A 20,713-nucleotide genomic window follows, 5' to 3' on the forward strand; every position below is an offset into this window, starting at 1 on the left:
CATCCGATTAAATCGGATATTGACGTTTGCGCGCGGCCCGCGTATTTAAAGCGTATCCGAGTTATTCGCGCGCGAAATAAATCGAGCGGAAAGGACTTCGCTATGTGGCACGGGAACAGATTCATGCAGTCGGTACAATCGGTCGTCAGTGTGACGAAGGCCAAGGAACGCTGGATCGTCAGCGATCATCCAAACACGCCCCAGGCCTATGGCGAATTTTCGCGGGTGCTCGACCCATCCGTCTATGAGGCGCTCCCCGATGATTGGTTGATCGGGATAACCGACGTCGTCGACTCGACGTCGGCGATCAAGTCAGGGCGTTACGAAGACGTCAACTACGCCGGCGCATCGGTGATCGCCGCCGTGGGAAACGCCTGGGGCAACTTCGATTTTCCCTTCGTGTTTCGCGGAGATGGGGCTGCGTTCGCACTGCCGCCCCATGGGATCATGACCGCGACGTCCGCGTTGCGGCAGGTGGTCGCCTTTGCCAGTGCCAATCTCAACCTGGCTCTTCGGGCCGGTTTGGTGCGCGTGGGCGCGATCCGTGCCAATGGACGTGACGTGCGCATCGCGCACTATGCCGCCTCTGAAAACGCGACCTATGCGATGTTTGCCGGCGGCGGCCTAAAATGGGCGGAGCGTCAGATCAAGAATGGTCGATACCTAGTAAAGCCGGGCAGCTACACGACGAAACCCGATCTGACCGGCCTGACCTGCGATTGGGAGCCGTTTCCCAGCCAGAGGGGCGAGATCCTGTCGCTGCTCGTCGAGCCAGCCGAAGATAGGAGCCCGGAGGTCTTTGCGTCCTTGGCGAAGTGCGTGCTTTCGGTTCTCGACGCCGGCACGCGGCAAGCCCAGCCGGCATCGCGGGAGACCGCCATCCCCAGGGACGGTGCCAGGTCGGTCGACCGCGAAAGCTGGTTGGCCGTCGCCTCCAGCTCCGACTTCCGCAAATATGATGACGGCCTGCGTCTCACACTGGATTGCACGAGCGAACAGATCGAAGCGGTCGAGGCCATCCTCGTTGCGGCAAAGGCGCGAGGTGAGGTCAACTTCGGACTCCACCGCCAGTCTCATGCGCTCATGACCTGCTTCGTGCCTTCGGGAAAGCCGGATTCTCACCTGCACTTTCTCGACGGTATGGGGGGCGGGTATGCCAAGGCAGCCGAGATGATGGAGGCAAACGAGCTTCCGATGGTGTCATCACGGTAGGTGTGGCTCTGTTGGAATCGGGCGACATTCGGAATAATATCCGGTGCTGCCCGATCGGCTTTGCGATTTCCAGGGGGCTTCGGGTGATTCCGGTGCTCGGCTGTTCGATCAGCCGATCTCTCTTCAAGCGTTGCGCGGCGGCTCGTAGCCAGCGGTGCTTTTCTAATCGGCGTGTCGAGGTCAAGCGCTGTTCGCGTTTTTTCTCTTGGGGCGCTCTCGGCGGGACGAGATCACACCATCGTCTGCAGTCGGCCCGAAGCCGACTTACCCGGACCGGCTAACGCCTACTTTCCGCGATGTTTGCTAAAGAGAGCGACTACGCTGTGAGGGGCATTATCACCAAGAAATCGGCTGAGGTTCTGTGCGGTTTCTTCGGCGACCTTCATGCTTCTGGGAAAGAGATTCATTTCATAGAGCGCAAGCGCGGCTTCCACATCATCGGGCGTCGAGATGAGCACACTTGCAAGCTCGTAGCCATCATACAGGGCAAGGTTGGCACCTTCTCCCGCGAACGGCGACATCAAATGTGCCGCATCGCCAAGCAACGTCACGCCGGGTACTCGTCGCCATTGGTGTTCGACTGGCAGCGCATAAATTGGGCGAAGCACGGGATCGGCCTCACCCTTTGTGATAAGGGCGGTTAGGTGGGAAGCCCATCCTTCGAATTGCTCGGCGATACGAGCCAAGCCAGCCTTCGGGTCGGCGAAGTCGATTGAATTCGCCCAGTCTTCCGGCTTGTTCAAGGCCGCATAGGTATGCAGCATTCCGTTTGCATAGCGGTGCGCCAAGATGGCCTTGCCCGGAGCGACTGCCATAAGCGTGCCACTTCCTATTGCTTCCGCGCTTGCCTTATGGCGTGTGTGGCCATCGAAAAGGATGGTTTCGATGAACAATGTGCCTGAGTAGAGGGGCTTAGCAGGGGACAAAAGCGGACGAACTTTCGACCACGCGCCATCGGCACCCACAAGCAGATCAGAAAGGACGGTTGAACCGTCGGCAAAAGTGACCTCGTGCTGATCTGCGCCATGCGGGGCTATCGATGTGACCCTGTGGCCCCACTTGATCGTTTCCGGGGGAAGCGAGCCGATAAGCATGTTCCGAAGGTGGCCTCGATCAATTTCAGGACGATTGGCGACGTTGTCGCCAGGACTGTCGAATAGGATATGACCGTCCTTATCAACGACCCGTTTTGCATCTTCGCCGTGGCGGACGAGGCCAAGGAAGGTTTCAAAAAGTCCTGCGGCCTTAAGGGCAATCTGGCCGTTGTATTCATGGATATCCAGTAGCCCGCCCTGCGTTCTCGCGCTCGCCGAGGCTTCGGATTCGTAGATGACCGAGGGGATGCCGTGAAGATGGAGAACACGGGCTAGCGTAAGGCCACCGAGACCAGCACCGATGATCGTAACTGGGTTTCGCATTGCAGCGCTCCTATCAAATGCAAGCATGCAGCGTCCGCAGCGCTGATGATTGCTGTAGCCTGATCGTATCAGGCGATTGCTTCGGGAGACGCTGGCCGAGCCGGAGCTATGTGCTCGTCCGACTTGTATTCGGCGGCTGAAATCGGCCTGCCGTTTTTCGCGACGGCATTAGCCTGTATTAAAAGCCTGAGTGATGCAACCCTGTCTTCTGCCATTGGCAATCGGACGCCATTCTCGGATGATGACCGCAAATGGCGCATTCCAGCCGAAATCGCTGCTCTAAGGAGCAAAAGTCTTCTGACAGCCACTGCCGTTTCCAACTTGTGCAGCGTTCAACGTCTTTTCGCGGCGCGCGCTTCTCTCCGGGGTCGGCTTGGTGAAGATCGGGAACGAAGCCGATTAGCCCATCTATGCTCTACCGCCACGCCCAATCCTGCCCGCCGGTTGGTCGCGGATTGTTGCCAGCGCGCCAAATGCGCGACGCTCTCGTCCCGCATGCCAAGCGAGCGCCGCATACATCGACGCTTACAGCAGTGAGAATGATCAATCCTTCGCCGGCCCGTCTTGCGTTGCCTTTAGGAGGTTGTCGCGCAGCCGTACCACGGATTTCTGCACGACCGGAAAGTCCTCGCCGAGGCCGGTGGCTTCCACCAGTGGCGCGCCGGGAACCGCCTCAACCAGATTGCGTCCGGCCGGCGTCAGGCTCAGTCGCACCTGCCGCTCGTCAGCGGGATCGCGTTTGCGTTGGATATAGCCCAGGGACTCAAGTTTCTTAAGCATCGGCGTCAGCGTGTTTGATTCCAGGAAGAGCTTTTCGCCGAGCGTTCCCACGGTCTGGTCGTCCTTCTCGGAGAGGGCGACCATTGCGATATACTGGGTGTAGGTCAGATTCAGCTTGTCCAGGATCGGCTTGTATGCGCGGCCGAAGGCCAGATTTGCCGAGTAGACCGCGAAGCATAAAAAGTTGGAGAGCTTGTTGCTCTTGCTGTCGCTCTCGCCGGAAGAGGGCGCTCCTGTCTCCAGGTTCTTGGCGGTTTTGGATGCGGACATGGGAGATCCTATTCGGTTGTTCGTCCTGCTTTTTATATAAATCGCATCCGATTAAATCGCAATGGTATTGACAATGCATTTTCATCGGCCTATTTAGATCGCATCCGATTAAAGCGGATACGATTAACAAACCCAGAAAGGATTTTACCATGACCGAGAAACTCCTCTTTACCGGCAAGACCCGCAACAAGGGCGGTCGCAATGGTTTCACACGCAGCAGTGATGGCGAGCTTGACCTTCAGTTGTCGCAGCCGCACCCGGCGGCCGAACGCCTCTTCGGCGCTGCATGGTCGGCTTGCTTCATTGGTGCCATTGAGGTCGCTGCGGCGCAAAGAAAGATCAAGCTGCCCGTTGAGCCCGAGATCGACACGGAAATCGATCTGAACGCCGACGGTGGTTCCTACTTCCTGCGCGCACGCCTGAACGTCAGCGTGCCGGGCATTGAGCGTGATGTCGCCGAGGAACTCATCCACGCAGCGCATGAGATCTGCCCGTATTCCAAGGCAACGCGCGGCAACATCGACGTGGCGCTCAACCTCGTTTGAAGGGATGAGAACGCTCTCGGCGAGAACCAATCCAAAGGTATCGCCAACACCATCACGCAACGGGATGCGCGCCGCCTTCAGTGAAATCGTGCCCGCATCCCGAGCAACCTCAAGCACAGGAGGATATCATGACAGCTCCAGTATCATCGATCACACGGCGTAGCCTGCTTGGATGCGCGGCGGTTGCCGGCGTCGTCAGTCTCCTGCCGGTATCATTCGCTATAGCGGCTGACAACGGCAATGCAATCCACCCCTTCCGATGCAAAGCCTCCGATCAGCAGCTCGCCGATCTGCGCCAGCGGATCAACGCAACCCGATGGCCGGAGCCGGAAACGGTGACCGACAGTTCGCAAGGTGTACAGTATGCGACGACCCGGAAACTCGCTCGCTACTGGGCAAACGAATATGATTGGCGCAAGGTCGAAGCCCGGCTGAATGCTCTGCCGCAGTTTACGACGACGATCGACGGGGTGGACATCCACTTCATTCACGTTCGCTCGAAGCACAAGGATGCGCTGCCTCTCATCGTCACACACGGATGGCCGGGCTCTGTCATCGAGCAGTTGAAGATCATCGAGCCGCTGACGAACCCGACGGCGCACGGCGGCACGGCGTCGGATGCCTTCGATCTGGTTATCCCGTCGATGCCCGGTTACGGCTTTTCCGGTAAACCAACCACGACCGGCTGGGACCCGATCCGCATTGCGCACGCCTGGATCGAATTGATGAAGCGGCTTGGCTACACCAGATACGTGGCGCAGGGCGGCGATTGGGGCGATGCGGTAACCGAGCAGATGGCTCTGATCGCTCCTCCGGAATTGATCGGCATTCATGTCAACATGCCGGCGACTGTTCCAGCCGATATCGCCGTGGCGCTTCAACCCGGCGGCACGCCACCGAAAGGCCTCTCGCCCGAAGAACAGCATGCCTATGATCAACTGGACGATTTCTACAAGCACGGGCTTGGCTATGCGATCGAAATGGCGAACCGTCCGCAGACGCTCTATGGGATCGCGGACTCGCCGGTCGGTCTGGCAGCATGGATGATCGACCACGATATCCGCAGCTACGAGATGATCGCACGCGTCTTCGATGGAAAGGCCGAAGGCCTGACGCGGGACGATATCCTGGACAACATTACACTCTACTGGCTGACGAACACAGCCGTCTCGTCGGCGCGGCTCTACTGGGAAAACAAGCTGGCGTTCTTTGCCGTCAAGAATGTCACCATTCCGGTCGCTGTTAGCGTTTTTCCGGATGAGATCTATGCGGCTCCGCGCAGCTGGACGGAACGCGCCTATCCGAAGCTCATCCACTACAACAAGCTCGACAAGGGCGGGCACTTTGCTGCCTGGGAGCAGCCGAAGGGCTTCGCTTCGGAGCTCAGAGCGGCCTTCCGCTCGCTGCGGTCGGCGTAGGGGCGGTTAGGACGGCGCTTCAGCGGCGCCGTCTCTTTGGTGACGGTAATCTGCGCGAAGAAGGTCTCGGGAAACCGCCGGGATCGAAGGAGAACCAGGAATGCGTGACGTCGTCGAATTGCAGTTCGATCTTACCCCTCCCACTCGGGAACAGATGGAGCAGCTGGTGGCGGACCTCAGCGAAGAGGATCGCCATCTGCTTTTGGAGCATGGTGAGGAGGCGCCATTCTGTGGCGTGTTCCTCCACGAGCGACGCGAGGGGTTCTTTACCTGCCGGCTCTGCGGCCTTCCGCTGTTCAAGGCCGTTGCGAAATTCGAAAGCGGTACAGGCTGGCCGAGCTTCACGGCCCCGGCAGCCGACAATCACCTGCGGCGCGTTCGTGATACCCGCTACCGCATGCTCAGGACGGAAATTGTTTGCGCGCGTTGCGACGCGCATCAGGGGCACGTCTTTCCCGACGGCCCGCCTCCGACAGGCGAGCGCTTCTGCATAAACTCAGGGTCGCTCGAATTCACCCCGAAAGGGCAGCCGCTTCCTGACAAGCTTGGTCGCGGTGGCCCGGAAGGAGCGCCAGCACGATAGATGCTCGCCGCCGGAGCAATCGTCGCCGTCGACGGCGATTGCTCCGGCCCACAGGCAGTTTTAACCGATCATCAACGCTGATGGGCGACTTCCCCGTGATTTGTCGCAAATGGGGTGCGGCCCAGTCTGTAGATGATTGCGCAATGCACAGGTCCGTCTATTTTGGCCGCATCATCTCGGCGCTTGTGGCAACACTTTGCGCACAACCGGGGCAGGGGATCATGAAAGCGGCCTTCCATACGACCTTGGGGATCGTAGTCCTTCTACCAGCAGCGGCCTTGGGTCAGTCAGGCGGTTGGCAACCCAATGGCAGTGGTATGAGCACCTGGCATGTGTCGCCATCGGAAGGCACCTGCAACGTCAGTCAGGCGCAGAACCGGGCCCGCCGCGCTGGCATCTACCGCACCGACCTTGTCTATCGCGACGAGAACGTTCTGACGCTGAGAGGACTGACCGAATGGGGCGATCGCCGGGAGATCACCTTTGCCAACATCCGAGGATGTCCTGAGGTCGGGTTTCAAGATATGCAGCAGAGCCAACCCGGACGAGCGCCCACCAATCGATGACTTGACGTCGCACGGCTCGCCGGCGTAACTGAGCGCGATGGTTCCCCAAGGACGACTCTAAGGGGATTAATAGGGAACACGGTGAGGACGACCCAAGAGGGACCAAAACCGTGGCTGCCCCCGCAACTGTAGGCGGATTGTCGCTCATCCGAGGTCGTTTAGGACCATGTCACTGCGAACCAATCGCGGGAAGGCAGATGAAGGCATATATCCGTGAGCCAGGAGACCTGCCGTCAATCACGATCCAATCACCCGGGCGGGGATGCCCGGAAAGGAACAGCCATGATTGACCTGAGCCTTCGCCGATATAGAGCACACATCCGTCTCGATTGGGTTTTCCGTCGCTAGCGTTAGCCCGGCGTGCCGTCATTCCTAGCGGTTGCGCCGGCAATAAACGCTGGCCCCTTTCCTCCTAATCGAGATTGCCTATGTGTAAATTTCTTGCAGCCATTGCGCTTGCCTTCGGCTTTGCTGGCTTGGCAGCGCCAAGTCTTGCCGCCACCCAGTATCCATTGACCATCAACAATTGCGGCCGCGAGGTCGTCTTCAATAAGGCGCCGGCCAACATCGTATCGATCGGTCAGGGCATGACCGAAGTTCTTTTCTCGCTCGGGCTGGCGGACAGGATTGCCGGAACGGCAGTCTGGGTCGGCCCGGTTTTGCCGCAATATGCCGAAGTCAACGCGAGGATCAAACGGCTTGCCGACAACGATCCGAGCTTTGAAACCGTCGTCGGTCAGGAACCGGATCTGGTCGCCGCCGAGTTTGAGTGGCACGTCGGTCAGCAAGGGTCCGTCGGCAAGCGGGAGCAATTCGCCGAACTCGGCATCAATACCTACATCGCGCCGGCGGATTGCGTCGCCAAGGTCAATGCCGACAGCGGCGACGGCGTTCGCAAGGAACTGTTCACGATGGGCCTGATCTATCGGGAGATCGCTGAGTTGGCCGAAATCTTCGACATCACGGACCGCGGCGATGCGCTCGTCGCCGAGCTGCAGCAACGCGAAGCGCGGGCCGTCGCATCGGTTGCCGGTGCCGCTGCAAAGAACCTCCCGGTCGTCTTCTGGTTCTCCAGCAAGGAAATCAACGGCGATGCATTCATCGCCGGAAAGAACAGCGCCCCGGCCTATATCCTGAAGATGCTCGGTGCGAAGAATGTGGTCGCGACAGACGAGGAGTGGCCGCTCGTCGGCTGGGAGACGATTGCAGAGGCCAATCCGGCTGTGATCGTCGTAGCGACGATGGACCGGCGCCGCTATGCGGCGGATGACCCCACGGTAAAGCTCAACTTTCTGGCAAAGGACCCGGTCACGAGCCAACTCGATGCCGTCAGGAATAAGCGCTTCGTCATGATGGATGCCCAATCGATGAACCCGACGATTCGGACGATCGACGGGATCGAGATACTGGCGAAGGGCATCAATTCCTTCGGTCTGGCGCAGTGAGCGGCGCCATTTTCAGGCAGTCGGTATGGTGGGCGCATGGTGCGCTCGCCATTGCTGCATTCTCCCTGCTCGCTCTGATGATCGGTCTCGCCGTTTCGATCGGGGAGATATCGATCCCGCTGGCGACGACCGCGAAAGCGGTGTCGAACCGCCTCCTCGGTACGACTTTCGAGCTTAGCCGCATCCATCAAGGCATCATCTGGGACTATAGATTGAGCCGAGCGTTGGTGGCCGCAAGTGCCGGGGCGTCGCTCGCGCTCAGCGGCGCGGTTCTGCAGGCGTTGCTGCGAAACCCGTTGGCCGAACCCTACGTGCTCGGCGTTTCCGCAGGAGCCTCGACCGGCGCGGTTGGCGTGATGCTGCTCGGCTTCGGCTATGGTGTTCTCAGTCTGTCCAGCGGCGCCTTTATCGGCGCCGTGATCGCATTCCTGCTCGTTGCCTTTCTTGCGGCAGGCGCCGGAGGCACTAGCGAGCGCATTATTCTTTGCGGCGTCGCCGGATCGCAGCTCTTCAATGCGGCCACCTCCTATATCGTCACGACCTCGGCAAATGCCGAGCAGGCGAGGGGCGTCATGTTCTGGTTGCTTGGCTCGCTGAGCGGTATCCGCTGGCCTGACGTCTATCTGGCCGTGCCGGTGACGGTGCTCGGCTTCGTCGTTTCGCTGTTCCATGTGCGGGCGCTGGATGCCTTCGTCTTCGGAACGGACGCGGCGGCATCGTTGGGTATTGCGGTCAGGCGTGTGCAGGTGGTGCTTCTTGGAACAACGGCGCTGATGACGGCAACCGTGGTCAGCATGGTTGGCGCAATCGGTTTTGTCGGACTGGTCATCCCGCACGCCGCGAGGTTCCTTGTCGGGCCCACGCATGATCGCCTGCTTCCGGCGACTGTGCTCGGCGGCGCGATCTTCATGGTCGGCGCCGATATCATCTCGCGGATCATCATCCCGCAACAAGTCTTGCCAATCGGGGTCGTCACGGCCTTGTTCGGCGCGCCTGCCTTTGCGGTCATCCTGTATCGCGCTCGGAGGACGGCATGAGCATCAGCCTCGACAATGTGAGCTTTACAGCAGGCAACTCCCTGATCGTCAACGGCGTCAGCCTGACGGTGCAGACAGGAACGGTTCTCGGGCTGCTCGGGCCAAACGGATCCGGCAAGTCGAGTCTGTTGCGGCTGATCTGCCGGTTGCGGAAGGTGCGCAGCGGCATTGTTCGTTTGGGCGAGAGCGACGTTTCGACTATGGCGCGGAGCGATCTCGCGCGCCGTGTTGCTTTCGTCGAGCAGCAGGCGACAACCGAGACGCAGTTGACCGCAAAGGATGTTGTGCGCCTCGGGCGTACGCCTCATCGCAGTCTCCTGTCTCCCTTGGGTGCAAAGGATGATGCTGCCGTGGATGAGGCGCTCTCGCGCGTCGGCATGGAAGGCCGAGCGAGGCAACTTTGGCAGACGCTCTCCGGCGGCGAGCGCCAGCGTGTCCATATCGCGCGTGCCCTTGCGCAGAGCCCGACCGAACTACTCCTTGATGAGCCTACGAACCACCTGGACATCCAGCATCAGCTCGAGATCCTGGGCCTGATTTCCAGGCTCGGCGTCACCTGCATCATCGCCCTGCACGATCTCAATCTGGCCGCCATGTTCTGCGATCAGCTGGCTGTGCTCCAGCGGGGTAAAATCGTTGCGACGGGGACGCCGCAGCACGTGCTGACGCGGGATCTGATCGGCGACGTGTTCGGCGTGCAGGCGCATGTCGAGACGTCCTCGATCCATGGGCGGTGCAACATTCAATACATTATCGCCTGACGATGCTGCTGTTGGGCCCAAGCATAGCGGGCCGGACGAACTACCGAGGTACGGTGCCCTTCGGGCCTGTTGCTCATCGACAAATACCTCACCAAGAACTGGCACGACCATCCGTGGCGCTGTCAAGAAACGGCGTATGCTACCGTAAAATACGTTGGGTGCTCCGCCCAATGCGCTTATGCTGCATCTGCTAACAAAACATGTGTCTGACGGCGCGAGCTGTCCATTCACAGAGCGGACGCAGACCGAGAATACTATCCAGGGCATAGGATTTTGATCCCTCGCAGAGAGGGTGGATGAGGGAGCTTTGGCATGCGGTACTCTTCCTATCTTCCGACGACCAGTTTTGCCGCTCAGTTTGGCCCAGCCGGTCTTGCTTTCGACTATGCCTTGGATGCCGCCCAGCGCAGCGTGTTGTTCTGGGATGTCATGCGCAAACGCGGCAACCAGTATAGGGCTCATGCCGAAGCGACGGCGCCGCATGTCCTAAGCTTCACACCCGAAATCGTGCTCGACGGGCGTACGTTCGAGCGGCCCGTCAACTACGCGCTGGTCCGGATCGTCCCGCCTGATGGAATAGAGGTTGACCAGACACGCCGACCTTTCGTTGTCGTCGATCCGAGAGCCGGGCACGGACCGGGCATCGGCGGGTTCAAGGCGGACAGTGAAATCGGCGTCGCGCTGAGAGCCGGGCACCCATGCTATTTCATCGGTTTCCTTCCGCAGCCGGTGCCGGGACAGACGATCGAAGACATTGCTCTGGCGGAAGCGGTCTTTCTGGAGAAAGTCATTTCGTTGCAGCCGCAGGCGGACGCCAAGCCCTGTGTGATCGGAAATTGCCAGGCGGGCTGGGCCGTCATGATGCTCGCCGCCATGCGCCCGGAACTCATCGGATCGATTATCATTGCCGGTGCGCCGCTTTCCTATTGGGCTGGTGAGCGCGGCAAGTATCCGATGCGCTATACGGGCGGGTTGCTGGGCGGCACCTGGCTCACCGCGTTGACGAGCGACCTTGGCCACGGACAGTTCGACGGCGCCTGGCTGGTTCAGAATTTCGAGAACCAGAACCCCGCCAACACGCTCTGGACCAAGCAGTATAATCTCTACTCGAAGATCGATACTGAGGCGCCGCGCTATCTCGGCTTCGAGGAGTGGTGGGGCGGGCACGTCAGCCTGAACGCCGAAGAGATCCAGTTCATCGTCGACGAGCTCTTCGTTGGCAACAATCTCGCTGCGGGCCGCATCGAGGCATCCAATGGCGAGGCAATCGATCTTCGCAATATTCGTGCGCCGATCGTGGTCTTCTGCTCCAAGGGAGACAACATCACACCCCCCGCACAGGCGCTCGGGTGGATCCTGGACCTCTATGATGACGTGAACGAGATACAGTCGCACGGGCAGACGATCGTCTACACCGTTCACGAAACCGTCGGCCATCTCGGGATCTTCGTGTCCGCCAGCGTTGCCCGCAAGGAGCATGGAGAACTCTCCAGCAACATCGACCTGATCGATGCGTTGCCGCCAGGCCTCTATCAGGCAATCTTCGAGGCAAGGACCGATGAGACCATCGGCGGGGATCTCGTCGAGGGCGATTGGATTATGCGCTGCGAGGCAAGGACGCTCGATGACATCAAAGTATTCGGCTGCAATAGTGCCGAGGACGACCGCCGCTTTGCAACTGTCGCCAAGGTGTCGGATATCAACCTCTCGCTTTATCGCAGGTTCCTCCAGCCTGTTGTCCGCGCGATGGTGCCCGAATGGGCGGCCAGTCAGTTGCGCGAAGCGCATCCGCTCCGGCTGCAGTACGAGCTGTTTTCTGACATTAATCCCCTGATGGCACCGATTGCGGACCTTGCCGTCGATGTTGAGGACGAGCGGCGCCCCGTTGCTGCGGACAATCCCTTCCTGGCGTTGGAACAGGCATTCTCCCGGCAGATTGTTGCGGGGCTGGATGCATGGCGCGAAGGAATGGAGGCCCTAGGCGAGGCGACGTTCCTCTCTGTCTATGGCTCTCCGCTTTTGCAGGCGGCCGTTGGTATCGATCCGTCCGACGCAAAGCCGCACCGGCGCGCGAGCAAAACCGGACTTCATCGTCAGGTCCTTAAGACGAAGGTCGAGGAACTCAAGGCGCAAATCGGCAATGGTGGGCTTCGCGAAGGCCTGGCGCGTAGCCTGCTTTACGTCGCCATGGCGAGCGGCGCAGCCGACGAGCGTGGATTTGCCGCGATCCGTCGGATGCGCGACGCCGAGGACGCAATGCCGGCAATGACGCTGGCGGAGTTCAAGGCGTTGATCCGCGATCAGTTTTTCATGCTGGTGATCGATGAGGAGGCTGCCGTCAATGCGATACCTCGCCTGTTGCCGGCGGAAGAAGACGTTCGCCGCGAAGCCTTGTCGTCTCTCCAGCAGGTCTTGAATGCGCGTGGGCCGCTTTCGGAAGAAGCCGAGCGGCGCTGGCAGAGGGTTATCGGGCTTTTCGATCTCTCCGCAGAGCCGCTTGCCGGACCCGTATCGCCACCGAGGAAGCCCACGCCGCTCAAGGCGGTCAGGCGCGCAAACTGAACGAGAGTTGCCTACGGTCGAAAACTTGTACTCGTCCTTCAACACGGAGCACGTGCAGATGCCGGATTTGGACAACATCGGGGAAGAAGCCGGGCGTCATGAAAAGTATGAACGGCTGATCGCAAAGGCAAAACAGGTGCCGCAGATGCGGACGGTTGTCACCCATCCTTGTGATGAGACATCGCTGCGTGGAGCGGTCGAGGCGGCCGAGGTTGGGTTGATGCGTCCGATCCTTGTCGGGCCGGGAGAGAAGGTGCGCGCGGTCGCCAAATCTCACGACCTTGATATCTCGCCATTCGAACTGATCGACACGCCGCATAGCGATGCAGCAGCGGCGAAGTCGGTGGAGATCATCCGGGAAGGCGGTGCCAACCTGCTGATGAAGGGGAGCCTGCACACGGATGAGCTCATGCGGGCCGTCACCTCATCGGCTACCGGGCTGCGGACGGCGCGCCGGATCAGCCATGTCTTTGTGATGGATGTGCCGAACTATTCGGAAACGCTTTTTATCACCGATGCCGCAATCAACATTGCGCCGGATCTCGATGCCAAGCGGGATATCATCCAGAACGCGATCGACTTGTTCACACAGGTCGGCCTTGGCGTGCCCCGGGTGGCAATCCTTTCGGCTGTCGAGACCGTCACGTCGAAGATACCCTCGACCATTGACGCAGCCGCCCTCTGCAAGATGGCCGAGCGCGGGCAGATAACGGGTGGCATTCTCGACGGGCCGCTTGCATTCGACAACGCGATCGATCCGGAAGCGGCCCGGATAAAGGACATCAAGTCGCCGGTTGCGGGACACGCCCAGATCCTCGTCGTTCCCAATCTCGAGGCCGGCAACATGCTGGCGAAGAACCTGACCTTTCTGGCAAGAGCGGACGCAGCAGGCATCGTGCTGGGTGCGCGCGTGCCGATCATTCTGACATCGCGGGCGGATTCAGTGCGGGCGCGCCTTGCCTCCTGCGCTGTCGCAGTCTTGCTCGCCGATGCGCGCCGTCGCACGGCACCGATACAAGGCGGCTGATGCCATGGACACCATCCTCGTCGTGAATGCCGGTTCGTCCAGCCTGAAGTTCGAGGTGTTTTCGGTCGCGAACTCACTGGCGCGGCTGGTCAAAGGACAGATGGAGGGGATCGGAACGACGCCGCACCTTTCCATCAAGAGCAGTGACGGAGAGCGGCTGGCGAACGAAAACTATCCACCCGAAGCCGTTCCCGACCTGCCGGCGGCGATACGCCTGGTGGGGGAATGGTTGCGGCAGCGGCAGCAGGGCCGGCTGATTGCCGTCGGCCATCGCGTCGTTCATGGCGGACCGAACCATTCGCGTCCGGCACGCGTCGATGACGATTTGCTCCGTGAACTGGAACGGTACACGCCGCTGGCGCCGTTGCATCAGCCCAACAATCTCGCGCCGATCCGTGTACTGCTGGAACGCCAGCCGCAACTTGCGCAGGTCGCGTGCTTCGACACGGCCTTTCATCGCGGCCATGACCCCATGACGGACCACTATGCCATTCCGGCGCGCTATTTTGATGAGGGTGTCCGGCGCTACGGCTTTCACGGGCTGTCCTACGAATATGTGGCTGGAAGACTGGCCGAGATCGCACCCGCTGTCGGCAGGGGACGGGTTATCGTGGCGCATCTCGGGAGCGGAGCATCGATGTGCGCGCTGTATCAAGGGTTAAGCATCGAGAGCACCCTCGGATTTACCGCTCTTGATGGACTCCCGATGGGCACACGATGCGGACAGATCGATCCTGGCGTGCTTCTCTACCTCCTCCAGCAGCATGGCATGACGGCACCGCAACTGCAGGACTTTCTCTACAAGGAGTCCGGCCTGAAGGGGCTTTCCGGCATTAGCAACGACGTGCGCGACCTGCTTGCCAGCGGCGAGGCGGGCGCAACGCTTGCGCTTGATCATTTCGTCCACCGCATCGGCCTGAATGCGGGTGCGCTTGCTGCCGCCCTCGGTGGACTGGACGCCTTCGTGTTCACGGCGGGCGTAGGCGAAAATTCGGTCGTCATGCGGGCACGGATTGCCAAAAAGCTGGGCTGGCTCGGAGCGTCGCTTGACCCCGAGAGAAACGACACCGGCGACCTGCTCGTCTCGAGCGACGACAGCAAGGTCGCCATCTATGTCGTGCCGACCGACGAGGAACTGATGATCGCACGACATACGTTCGCGCTTATCACTGCGTAGAGAGATCGCGCGATACAGAGCGTTTTGATGCTGAAGAGAGGGCTAATATGATTCCCGAGGTAAAGGCCAAGCTTCTCGAAGGAAAGCGCGGGCTGGTGGTCGGCATCGCCAATGACCAGTCGATCGCCTGGGGCTGTGCCAGGGCATTCCGGGCCTTGGGCGCGGAGCTGGCTGTCACCTATCTCAACGACAAGGCTAAGCCCTATGTTGAGCCGCTAGCTGAGGCACTGGAAGCACTGATCGTCATGCCGCTCGACGTCGCGGTGCCTGGACAGTTGGAGGCCGTGTTCGACCACATCACCGAGCAATGGGGCGAGCTCGATTTCGTCGTGCATTCGATCGCCTTCTCGCCGAAGGATACGCTGCAAGGACGTGTGGTCGACGTACCGCGCGACGGGTTCCTGAAGACGATGGACATCTCCTGCTGGTCGTTTATCCGCATGGCGCATCTTGCAGAACCCCTGATGAAGCGCGGCGGCACCCTGTTCACCATGACATACTACGGCAGCCAGATGGTGGTGAAGAATTACAATGTCATGGGGGTGGCCAAGGCGGCGCTGGAAAGCGCGGTTCGCTACATCGCCGCCGAACTTGGACCAAAGGGCATTCGCGTTCATGCCATCTCGCCTGGCCCGCTGGCAACACGGGCGGCGTCCGGCATCCCGGAATTCGATGAGCTCCTGAACAAGGCGCAGGAAACGGCACCGACTCGCAGCCTCGTCTCGATCGACGATGTCGGCATGGCAACCGCCTTCCTTGCCCATGATGCGGCGCGATTGATCACTGGTGATACGATCTACATCGATGGCGGTTATCACATCATAGATTAAAGCGACGCGGGCTGGCGCTCTGCGAAGTGCTGTCGAGGCACATAACGCCCGGACCCGTCGCTCGCAATGTGAGCAACGGGTCCGGGCGCAGGCCTTTGACAGCTTCAGGACTTTGCTGCCGCGGCGCGCTGTTTGCGGTATTGCACGGTGGGCAGGCCGCCCCAGCCCCAATTGTCGAGATCGACCTCCTCGATGACGACATAGGTTGATTCAAGCGGTTTGTTGAGCACATCGAGCAGCACCTGGCTGACGCCCTTGATGATAGCGGCCTTCTCAACGACCGTGACCGAATTGCGGTCAGGCGTGGTTCCTTCGCGGGTAACCTGTACGGTGACGATGGGCATTGCAGTCTCCTTTCTCGGGTTCGATTTAAATGTCGCTATGCGGCGAGCAGGTGCCGATCTCGGGTTCCAATGTTTCGACATGGGCATATCCGTTGCCGACCCGGCGCTGGGAGCCGAACCGGAATCGCGCGCCCTACCAGCGGCCAGCGTTCTGACCGCCATCGACATGGAGGATTTCGCCTGTGACGAAGCTTGCCGCCTCGAGATAAAGGACGGCATCGACGACATCGCGAATTTCACCCATTCGGCCGACCGGATGCAGGGTCGAAAGCGCTGCATGCGTTTCCTGCGGATGCATCGGCGTCTTAATCACGCCTGGCGAGACTGCGTTGACGCGAACGCCGGTCTTTGCGTACTCGATGGCCAGCTCCTTGGTGACCGCGTTCAAGCCGCCCTTGGTCAAGGAGGCGAGGGCGGCGGGTACACCGGCGATCGGCTGATTGACCAGGCTGGTGGTAATCGTGACGATGTGGCCCGAGCCCTGTTTCAGCATTTCGGCGATTGCGCGCTGCGTGATGTGAAAGAAGCCGGCGACATTGACGCTCATGTTGTGGTCGTAGTCCTGTTGAGTGAATTCGGTGAATGGCTTAGCGAGGAAAACGCCGGCATTGTTCACCAGTGTGTCGATACGGCCGAAGCGCTCAAGCGCCTCGCGGACGACCCGCTCGGCAGTCTCGGGCTTGCTGATATCGCCGGGGACGGCCAGGATGCCGGTGTCCGAGCTGGGCTCGATCGACCGGGAGGTGGCGACGACGTGGTAGTTCCGGTCGCGATAGGCCCGCACCAATTCTGCGCCGATGCCTTGCGATGCGCCGGTGATGATGGCGACCTTCTGTTGCGTGCTCATGATGTGATCCTTTCAATTGTCGCGGCCGCTACGTTGGGGCCGCCCTACGCCCTCGGCGTTGGTGCAATTGATTTAGATCCATTCGACATTTGGGAGAATTGCCGCTGATTGAGCGACAATAAACCATATTTCGGCATAATCAGGCGAGAGTGCCTGCCGCTGCTGCCATGCGCGCGAATTCGGAGCGCAGGCGTGGAGTGGCGAAATCCACGAAGGCGCGGACCTTCGGCACCGACATACGGCCCTGCGGCGCGAGTAGGTGCACCGGCAGCGGCGGGTGCTCGGCGTCGGCGAGCACGATCTTCAACCGTTCGTCGCGCACATAAGATGCGACATGGTAGGAGTAGAGCCTTGTCAGGCCGCCGCCTGCAGCAGCGGATGCGGCGGCGGCGCGAACGCTGTTGACGATGCACCGCGGCGTGAAGTGAACCGTGCGCGGGATGGAGGAGCCCTTCGCCGGCGTGAAGCTCCAGGAATCCAGGCCGAAATTACTGAACGCGATGATCTGCTGCTTTGACAGGTCTCCGGGCTCGTCGATGCGCGGATGGCTAGCAAGATAACGAGGAGAGGCGACCACGACGCGTCGCACGTCGCCACCGAGACGGGTGGAGACATGCGAGGAGTCCGACAGGTGGCCGATACGCACGGCAAGGTCGACGCCTTCATCGACCAGGTTGACGAACCGATCCAGCATGAGAAACCGCACGGAGACCGTCGGGTGAAGGTCAAGGAAGTCGTCCAGTATGGGGCGCAGCACCTCTTCGCCAAGGATCGGCGGCGCCGAAATTGTCAGCGTTCCGCGCGGGGCCGCCCGCTCGCCGCCCGCCAGCATGTCGGCTTCCTCAAGATCCACCAGCACGCGCCGACAGGCAGCCGCATAGCGTTGACCCGCCTCGCTCAGCTTCAGCGTCCGGGTCGTCCGGTGCAGCAGTTCGACACCGACATGTGCCTCCAGGAAGCTCAGGGCGCGACTGACCGCCGTCGGCGATCGTTTGAGATTGCGGGCTGCTCCGGCGAGACTGCCCTCATCAATCGCCGTCACAAACACCTTCATTGCGTCGATGCGATCCATTCTGCCGCCTCGCGGAATAGTGATTGTCCGGCGGCAAGTATTCACCCGAAATCGGCAGGAAGTAAATACGGAGAGGTGAAGCAAGACAGGTTGCGCTACCGCTCTATCTGTTGGGTAAGCCAGCAGCTGTTCAAGGTTCGATGACGAGAGCCTGGGGTGCGAAGTGCTCGCGGGTGCGAGGATAACCGGCCAAGCCGCGTCTTGCGTTCGTTCAACAAAGGGAGACTGACGATGAAGATCCTGATGGTTTTGACATCGCATGATCAGCTCGGGAATACCGGCAAGCCGACGGGCTTCTGGCTCGAGGAGTTCGCTGCACCTTACTATGTGTTCAGGGATGCGGGTGCCGAGATCACCTTGGCGTCGCCGAAAGGAGGGCAGCCGCCGATCGATCCGAAGAGCGACGAGCCAGCCAACCAGACGGAGGCGATGGCACGCTTCAAGGGCGATCCGGCAGCTCAAAAGGAGCTTGCAAACACCGTACGGCTAAGCGAGGTTAAAGCGGATGGTTTCGCCACGGTCTTCTATCCCGGTGGCCACGGCCCGATGTGGGATCTCGTCAACGACCAGGACTCGATTGCCCTGATCGAAAATTTCTACAATGCGAGTAAGCCGATTGCCTTGGTGTGTCACGCCCCCGGCGTCCTAAGAAGGGTAACCTACCAGGGGCAGCCCCTCGTCAAGGGCAAGCGCGTCACCGGCTTTGCGAACAGCGAGGAAGAGGCTGTCCATCTCACCGAGGTCGTGCCCTTTCTCGTCGAGGATGAGTTGAAGCGTTTAGGCGGGCACTACGAGAAAGCCGGCGATTGGATCGATTTTACGATTGTCGACGGGCGGCTGATCACGGGGCAGAACCCGGCTTCATCAGGCTCGGCTGCCAAGAAACTGCTGAAGCTCTTGGACGCTTGAACCCGTGGTTGGCGTCGGTTGCATTCTGATACAAATCCGGCGGAACGCGACACATCCGGGATACTTCGGACTGATCCCCTGCAGTCACCATCAACGACCAGTGCGCGAGCATTGGTTAACTGCAGGGGATGACAATGATCCTATTTCTGATCGCCTATCTAGCAGGGGTGCTGACCATCGTCAGCCCCTGCATCCTTCCGGTCCTGCCATTCGTGCTGTCACGAGCAGGTCAGCCGTTTACAAGAAGCATCCTGCCGATGCTGATCGGCATGATCGTGACCTTCGCGGGCGTGGCAACGCTTGCCGCGGTCGGCGGAAGCTGGGCAGTGCATGCGAACGAAATCGGCCGATACGTTGCCATTGCATTGATTGCCGGCTTCGGCGTGACGCTGCTTTCGCCGCGTATCGCGGCGGTGGTAACGCGGCCAGCCGTGGCGCTGGGCAGCCGCTTGTCGCAGCAAGCGAGCGGGAAGAAGGGGAGTGTCGGCACCTCCTTCCTTCTCGGCGTCGCGACCGGTCTTCTTTGGGCGCCCTGCGCCGGCCCGATCCTCGGACTGGTCCTCACCGGTGCCGCCCTGCAAGGGGCAAACGTGCAGACCACGCTCCTGCTGACGGCTTACGCCGCAGGTGCCGCTACCTCGCTCGCAATGGCTGTTCTTGCCGGGGAGAAGGTGTTTGCCGCGATGAAGCGATCGCTCGGCGTCGGCGAGCGTGTGCGGCAGGGCCTTGGCGTTGCCGTACTGGCCGGCGTCACGGCCATCGCGCTCGGGCTCGATACCGGACTGCTGGCGCGTCTCTCCTATGCCAGCAGCACCAGCATCGAGCAGTCGCTGCTGGACAGGCTGCGCGGCGCTGGCGGTACTGCTGGGAAGCCGGCAGCCAATGCGATGGCACTCGCTGCGAGTGATGCGCGCAAGGGATACCAGAGCGAGTTGCCGGTGCTGGGCCGCTTCCAGTCGCTTGACGGTGCTGTGGAATGGTTGAATTCGAAGCCACTCACGGCTAAAGAATTGCGCGGCAAGGTTGTTCTGGTCGATTTCTGGACCTACTCCTGCATCAACTGCATTCGAACGATCCCTTACCTTCGGGCATGGGCGGAGAAGTACCGGGACCAGGGCCTTGTCGTGATCGGCGTCCATTCCCCCGAATTTGCCTTCGAGAAGCGGATCGACAATGTCCGTCAGGCGATCGACAAGTCCCAGATCGGCTATCCCGTCGCGATCGACAACAACTTCAAGATCTGGCGGGCATTCGGCAACAACTACTGGCCGGCTCACTATTTCATCGATGCGAAAGGCCAGATTCGGCACACGCAGTTCGGCGAGGGAGACTACGAACAATCCGAACGGCTGATCCAGGATCTGCTGGCGGACGCCGCAGGCAGCAAAAAGGTTGACACCGCTACTGTCGTGCTGAACGCCACAGGTGCCGAAGCGGCGCCCGACCTCGCGCAGCTGCAGTCCGGCGAATCCTATATCGGTTATCTCCGAGCTGCGAACTTCATCTCGCCGGAAGGGGTCGGAGCAGACGTTGCACGTGATTACACGGTGGGAAAACCAAGCCTCAATGAATGGGGTCTATCGGGCAAGTGGACCGTAGGGGGCGAGCAGGCCTCGCTTGAGCAGGTCGGTGGAGGCATCACCTACCGGTTTAGTGCACGGGATCTCCATCTCGTCCTTGGGCCTGGAACGGGCGGCAAGAAAGTCCGCTTCCAGGTGACGGTGGATGGCGCAGCGCCGGGGGTAGACCACGGCTCTGATATTGACGCCGAAGGCAAGGGTACCGTTTCAGAAACGCGCCTCTACCAACTGGTGCGCCAGTCGAAAGACGTGCGGGAACGGACATTCGAGATCCGATTCCTCGATCCCGGTGTCGAAGCATTCGTCTTTACCTTCGGATGAAAGGGACAG

The 20,713-nt window shown here is 60.4% G+C and carries 19 protein-coding genes and 1 riboswitch; of the genes, 14 read left to right on the forward strand and 5 right to left on the reverse strand.

Annotated elements, in window-relative coordinates:
- Positions 1-123: 123 nt before the first annotated feature.
- Positions 124-1,212 (forward strand): DUF3095 family protein, encoded by a 1,089-nt coding sequence (locus PMI09_RS08700; protein ID WP_081499041.1) that lies wholly within the window; start codon positions 124-126, stop codon positions 1,210-1,212.
- Positions 1,213-1,496: 284 nt separating this feature from the next.
- Here PMI09_RS08700 and PMI09_RS08705 read toward each other — a convergent pair whose 3' ends face one another.
- Positions 1,497-2,630, reverse strand: a complete 1,134-nt coding sequence (locus PMI09_RS08705) for an FAD-dependent oxidoreductase (RefSeq protein ID WP_007791335.1) — start codon at positions 2,628-2,630, stop codon at positions 1,497-1,499.
- A 543-nt stretch (positions 2,631-3,173) separates the two neighbouring features.
- Positions 3,174-3,680 carry a MarR family winged helix-turn-helix transcriptional regulator gene (locus PMI09_RS08710; protein ID WP_007791338.1) on the reverse strand — a complete coding sequence of 169 codons (507 nt, stop codon included), beginning with the start codon at positions 3,678-3,680 and terminating at the stop codon, positions 3,174-3,176.
- 149 nt (positions 3,681-3,829) lie between these two features.
- Between PMI09_RS08710 and PMI09_RS08715 the strand changes: the two genes are divergently transcribed.
- From PMI09_RS08715 to fabI, 11 genes are all read left to right on the forward strand, one after another.
- A complete protein-coding gene (locus tag PMI09_RS08715) occupies positions 3,830-4,225 on the forward strand; it encodes an organic hydroperoxide resistance protein (protein WP_007791340.1) in 396 nt (131 codons plus the stop codon).
- Between the two features lie 128 nt (positions 4,226-4,353).
- Positions 4,354-5,643, forward strand: a complete 1,290-nt coding sequence (locus PMI09_RS08720) for an epoxide hydrolase family protein (RefSeq protein ID WP_007791343.1) — start codon at positions 4,354-4,356, stop codon at positions 5,641-5,643.
- A 100-nt stretch (positions 5,644-5,743) separates the two neighbouring features.
- Complete coding sequence (gene msrB, locus PMI09_RS08725) at positions 5,744-6,226, forward strand: peptide-methionine (R)-S-oxide reductase MsrB (protein ID WP_007791347.1); 483 nt, start codon at positions 5,744-5,746, stop codon at positions 6,224-6,226.
- 143 nt (positions 6,227-6,369) lie between these two features.
- Positions 6,370-6,792: a hypothetical protein gene (locus PMI09_RS08730; RefSeq protein WP_443216174.1), complete on the forward strand. Its 423-nt coding sequence runs from the start codon at positions 6,370-6,372 to the stop codon at positions 6,790-6,792.
- Positions 6,793-6,813: 21 nt separating this feature from the next.
- Positions 6,814-7,041, forward strand: a riboswitch (cobalamin riboswitch).
- 179 nt (positions 7,042-7,220) lie between these two features.
- Positions 7,221-8,237 carry an ABC transporter substrate-binding protein gene (locus PMI09_RS08735; RefSeq protein WP_007791353.1) on the forward strand — a complete coding sequence of 339 codons (1,017 nt, stop codon included), beginning with the start codon at positions 7,221-7,223 and terminating at the stop codon, positions 8,235-8,237.
- The gene (locus tag PMI09_RS08740; RefSeq protein WP_007791356.1) at positions 8,234-9,274 is read left to right on the forward strand and encodes a FecCD family ABC transporter permease; all 1,041 of its coding nucleotides are present in this window, start codon (positions 8,234-8,236) and stop codon (positions 9,272-9,274) included. Before PMI09_RS08735 ends, PMI09_RS08740 begins: the two co-directional genes overlap by 4 nt.
- Positions 9,271-10,035: an ABC transporter ATP-binding protein gene (locus PMI09_RS08745; protein ID WP_007791359.1), complete on the forward strand. Its 765-nt coding sequence runs from the start codon at positions 9,271-9,273 to the stop codon at positions 10,033-10,035. The genes PMI09_RS08740 and PMI09_RS08745 overlap by 4 nt, the downstream gene beginning before the upstream one ends.
- A gap of 312 nt (positions 10,036-10,347) precedes the next feature.
- Positions 10,348-12,597: a DUF3141 domain-containing protein gene (locus tag PMI09_RS08750; protein WP_007791363.1), complete on the forward strand. Its 2,250-nt coding sequence runs from the start codon at positions 10,348-10,350 to the stop codon at positions 12,595-12,597.
- Between the two features lie 58 nt (positions 12,598-12,655).
- Positions 12,656-13,624 (forward strand): phosphate acetyltransferase, encoded by a 969-nt coding sequence (locus PMI09_RS08755; protein WP_007791365.1) that lies wholly within the window; start codon positions 12,656-12,658, stop codon positions 13,622-13,624.
- A 4-nt stretch (positions 13,625-13,628) separates the two neighbouring features.
- Positions 13,629-14,801, forward strand: a complete 1,173-nt coding sequence (locus tag PMI09_RS08760) for an acetate/propionate family kinase (RefSeq protein ID WP_007791367.1) — start codon at positions 13,629-13,631, stop codon at positions 14,799-14,801.
- 47 nt (positions 14,802-14,848) lie between these two features.
- Entirely contained in the window at positions 14,849-15,631 is a 783-nt protein-coding gene (gene fabI, locus PMI09_RS08765; RefSeq protein WP_007791369.1) for an enoyl-ACP reductase FabI, read from the forward strand.
- A gap of 104 nt (positions 15,632-15,735) precedes the next feature.
- Here the strand turns inward: fabI and PMI09_RS08770 are convergent, their stop codons facing one another.
- The 3 genes from PMI09_RS08770 to PMI09_RS08780 form a co-directional block, all read right to left on the reverse strand.
- Positions 15,736-15,975 (reverse strand): tautomerase family protein, encoded by a 240-nt coding sequence (locus PMI09_RS08770; protein ID WP_007791371.1) that lies wholly within the window; start codon positions 15,973-15,975, stop codon positions 15,736-15,738.
- A gap of 133 nt (positions 15,976-16,108) precedes the next feature.
- Entirely contained in the window at positions 16,109-16,822 is a 714-nt protein-coding gene (locus PMI09_RS08775) for an SDR family NAD(P)-dependent oxidoreductase (protein WP_007791372.1), read from the reverse strand.
- Positions 16,823-16,961: 139 nt separating this feature from the next.
- Positions 16,962-17,894: a LysR family transcriptional regulator gene (locus PMI09_RS08780; RefSeq protein WP_007791375.1), complete on the reverse strand. Its 933-nt coding sequence runs from the start codon at positions 17,892-17,894 to the stop codon at positions 16,962-16,964.
- Positions 17,895-18,125: 231 nt separating this feature from the next.
- Here PMI09_RS08780 and PMI09_RS08785 point away from each other — a divergent pair, with 231 nt between their 5' ends.
- Both PMI09_RS08785 and PMI09_RS08790 read left to right on the forward strand, forming a co-directional pair.
- Positions 18,126-18,803 carry a type 1 glutamine amidotransferase domain-containing protein gene (locus tag PMI09_RS08785; RefSeq protein ID WP_007791377.1) on the forward strand — a complete coding sequence of 226 codons (678 nt, stop codon included), beginning with the start codon at positions 18,126-18,128 and terminating at the stop codon, positions 18,801-18,803.
- Between the two features lie 134 nt (positions 18,804-18,937).
- Positions 18,938-20,704: a cytochrome c biogenesis protein DipZ gene (locus PMI09_RS08790; RefSeq protein ID WP_007791382.1), complete on the forward strand. Its 1,767-nt coding sequence runs from the start codon at positions 18,938-18,940 to the stop codon at positions 20,702-20,704.
- Positions 20,705-20,713 lie beyond the last annotated feature (9 nt).

Origin of the sequence: Rhizobium sp. CF122 (genome assembly GCF_000282035.1) — a bacterium.
Taxonomy (GTDB): domain Bacteria; phylum Pseudomonadota; class Alphaproteobacteria; order Rhizobiales; family Rhizobiaceae; genus Rhizobium.

Excerpts from the sequence above, each read along its gene's own strand:
- fabI (WP_007791369.1), top strand. The coding sequence starts at position 14,849 with ATGATTCCCGAGGTAAAGGCCAAGCTTCTCGAAGGAAAGCGCGGGCTG.
- PMI09_RS08790 (WP_007791382.1), top strand. The coding sequence starts at position 18,938 with ATGATCCTATTTCTGATCGCCTATCTAGCAGGGGTGCTGACCATCGTC.
- PMI09_RS08785 (WP_007791377.1), top strand. The coding sequence starts at position 18,126 with ATGAAGATCCTGATGGTTTTGACATCGCATGATCAGCTCGGGAATACC.
- PMI09_RS08710 (WP_007791338.1), bottom strand. The coding sequence starts at position 3,680 with ATGTCCGCATCCAAAACCGCCAAGAACCTGGAGACAGGAGCGCCCTCT.
- PMI09_RS08715 (WP_007791340.1), top strand. The coding sequence starts at position 3,830 with ATGACCGAGAAACTCCTCTTTACCGGCAAGACCCGCAACAAGGGCGGT.
- PMI09_RS08760 (WP_007791367.1), top strand. The coding sequence starts at position 13,629 with ATGGACACCATCCTCGTCGTGAATGCCGGTTCGTCCAGCCTGAAGTTC.
- PMI09_RS08780 (WP_007791375.1), bottom strand. The coding sequence starts at position 17,894 with ATGGATCGCATCGACGCAATGAAGGTGTTTGTGACGGCGATTGATGAG.
- msrB (WP_007791347.1), top strand. The coding sequence starts at position 5,744 with ATGCGTGACGTCGTCGAATTGCAGTTCGATCTTACCCCTCCCACTCGG.
- PMI09_RS08750 (WP_007791363.1), top strand. The coding sequence starts at position 10,348 with ATGCGGTACTCTTCCTATCTTCCGACGACCAGTTTTGCCGCTCAGTTT.
- PMI09_RS08775 (WP_007791372.1), bottom strand. The coding sequence starts at position 16,822 with ATGAGCACGCAACAGAAGGTCGCCATCATCACCGGCGCATCGCAAGGC.
- PMI09_RS08755 (WP_007791365.1), top strand. The coding sequence starts at position 12,656 with ATGCCGGATTTGGACAACATCGGGGAAGAAGCCGGGCGTCATGAAAAG.
- PMI09_RS08705 (WP_007791335.1), bottom strand. The coding sequence starts at position 2,630 with ATGCGAAACCCAGTTACGATCATCGGTGCTGGTCTCGGTGGCCTTACG.
- PMI09_RS08730 (WP_443216174.1), top strand. The coding sequence starts at position 6,370 with ATGCACAGGTCCGTCTATTTTGGCCGCATCATCTCGGCGCTTGTGGCA.
- PMI09_RS08735 (WP_007791353.1), top strand. The coding sequence starts at position 7,221 with ATGTGTAAATTTCTTGCAGCCATTGCGCTTGCCTTCGGCTTTGCTGGC.
- PMI09_RS08700 (WP_081499041.1), top strand. The coding sequence starts at position 124 with ATGCAGTCGGTACAATCGGTCGTCAGTGTGACGAAGGCCAAGGAACGC.
- PMI09_RS08720 (WP_007791343.1), top strand. The coding sequence starts at position 4,354 with ATGACAGCTCCAGTATCATCGATCACACGGCGTAGCCTGCTTGGATGC.
- PMI09_RS08770 (WP_007791371.1), bottom strand. The coding sequence starts at position 15,975 with ATGCCCATCGTCACCGTACAGGTTACCCGCGAAGGAACCACGCCTGAC.
- PMI09_RS08745 (WP_007791359.1), top strand. The coding sequence starts at position 9,271 with ATGAGCATCAGCCTCGACAATGTGAGCTTTACAGCAGGCAACTCCCTG.